The organism is Polaribacter sp. PL03 (assembly GCF_033875165.1).
In the GTDB taxonomy this organism is placed as follows: Bacteria; Bacteroidota; Bacteroidia; order Flavobacteriales; family Flavobacteriaceae; genus Polaribacter.
Genome location: NZ_JAWZSV010000031.1, coordinates 1 through 1,784, shown reverse-complemented (window position 1 = coordinate 1,784; position 1,784 = coordinate 1). Strand labels below are relative to the sequence as shown.

Genomic DNA, 1,784 nt, shown 5'->3' with positions numbered 1-1,784 from the left:
TTACAACGTTGTTGTGTTATGGAAGGTTGCGTTTAAAGTGAACGGCTATTTTCCGCAGGAAAATTGATGTTCACAAAAAAGCAACTACTTTTGGTTAGGATAAAAATAGCAATTTTATATACACGGTGTTGTGCGACGTACTTTTTTATTTTCAAAATCCTTCCTTTTTCAATTCTTTCAATTCTTTTTCGTTAAAATGTTCGGAAATTAAACTCATTTTATCTTTGTTTGCCTTTTTGTTATAAACCCAACCATATAATTTTCCCATATTTTTTTTATAATCAAACCATTTTCCGGTAGGATTTAATTTTTCATTATATCTAAATTCTTTCCAACTTTTAATTTTGTCAATTACAGTTTCAGGTTTTTCCCATTTCCTTATGTCACCAAATTTTATTTTCCAAACTTTATTTAATTTCTTAATGTTTCGGTTTTTTAATAATTCTTTTTTTGGTAAAATATAAGCATTGAATCTAGTAATATATCTCTGTTTATTTGGTTTCTTATCTGTCGAAAGTTGTAAAGTGAATTTCTCTAAATAATTTTCAGGATTTTTACTTTTGATTTTAAAAATGACTCCTAAGCTTTCAATTCGGCTAATTAATTCAATATTTTGTTTTCTTTTAGCTGATACTAAAAAAGTTCCTAAATTTTTATTTTTATATTTAAAACGATGGTTTGCTTTTATTTCAATATTTTCCTTAATTGCATTTTCCAATAATGCAAGCCATTCATTTTCCTTTTGTTTTCTTTTGGACTCCATTTTAGAAAGATAAAGATAATTTTATAATTAAATTAGATTCTTCGAGGCACTTCCCACGTATGACGCACAACGTGTTTGTATATGGTTTGTTGCGTGTTTTAAGCAACTAATTTAGTAAATAATTACCGACCAAGAAAGTCCGCGAGGACTTTCGTAAGTAGGCGAGAACCAAGCAATAAATTATATACGGTGTTGTGCGTTCGGCTTTATTCATTCTTTTTATTTTCAATTTCAGTTATTAATTTAGCACATTCATTATGGTCTGAAACATATCTGTCACTATCAAATTGTGATTTAAAATATTCATAGTATTTGTCATATTTATTTCCGAAAATTTCATTCCACGCTTTGTCTTGATTTTCAGTCAAAACTATATTTTTAGCTGATGCAATTACAATTATTCTTTCACCTGGTTTTTCAGTATCAAGATTTGATTTCCAAAAGTGAAATACAATTTCAATTCTATTACTCTCTATTTTAGAAACTTGTTCGTAAAGATATTCATCTAATTTTAAAGGCTCAATTTCAATTAAGTTTCCGAAATCATCTACTTTATTATACTCAAGTTTTAAACTCTCTTTTAGTTCAATTTTTAGTGGAAAAGAAATATGTTCTGTATCAATAGAAAGTTCAAATTTGTCAATTATAGAATGAGCAAAAACATAGGTCGAAAAGTCATTTAATTCTATTAGCAAACTATCATTTCGATTTATAATATTTATTATCCAACTATCGTGAAGTTTGCAGATTAAATATTTATTATAAATTCCTAATCTATCGGAATTTTTGGTCAAAAAGTCAGAATATAAATCTGTGTCGAAAATCGATTCTTCTAAATCAACAAAATCGTCCGCTAATAATGGTGCTATTTCCTTAATGTTTCTTTTCGTGTTCATAGGTTTTTTCAGCTGACGCACAACGTTTTGGTATAAAAATTTTTGCGATTTAAAAATGCGGCAAATTTTCCACCGGAAAATTAGAAGTATTTTTAAAAAAGCAAAAAGCTTTGATAAGGCATAAA

The 1,784-nt window shown here is 27.5% G+C and carries 2 protein-coding genes; both read right to left on the bottom strand.

Going from position 1 to position 1,784, the window contains the following annotated elements; translation table 11 throughout:
* Positions 1-151 precede the first annotated feature (151 nt).
* The gene (locus SHK09_RS15375) at positions 152-718 is read right to left on the bottom strand and encodes a hypothetical protein (RefSeq protein WP_319811675.1); all 567 of its coding nucleotides are present in this window, start codon (positions 716-718) and stop codon (positions 152-154) included.
* 251 nt (positions 719-969) lie between these two features.
* Positions 970-1,784, bottom strand: an 815-nt coding sequence (locus tag SHK09_RS15370) for a hypothetical protein (protein ID WP_319811674.1), incomplete at its 5' end; no start/stop codon positions are given.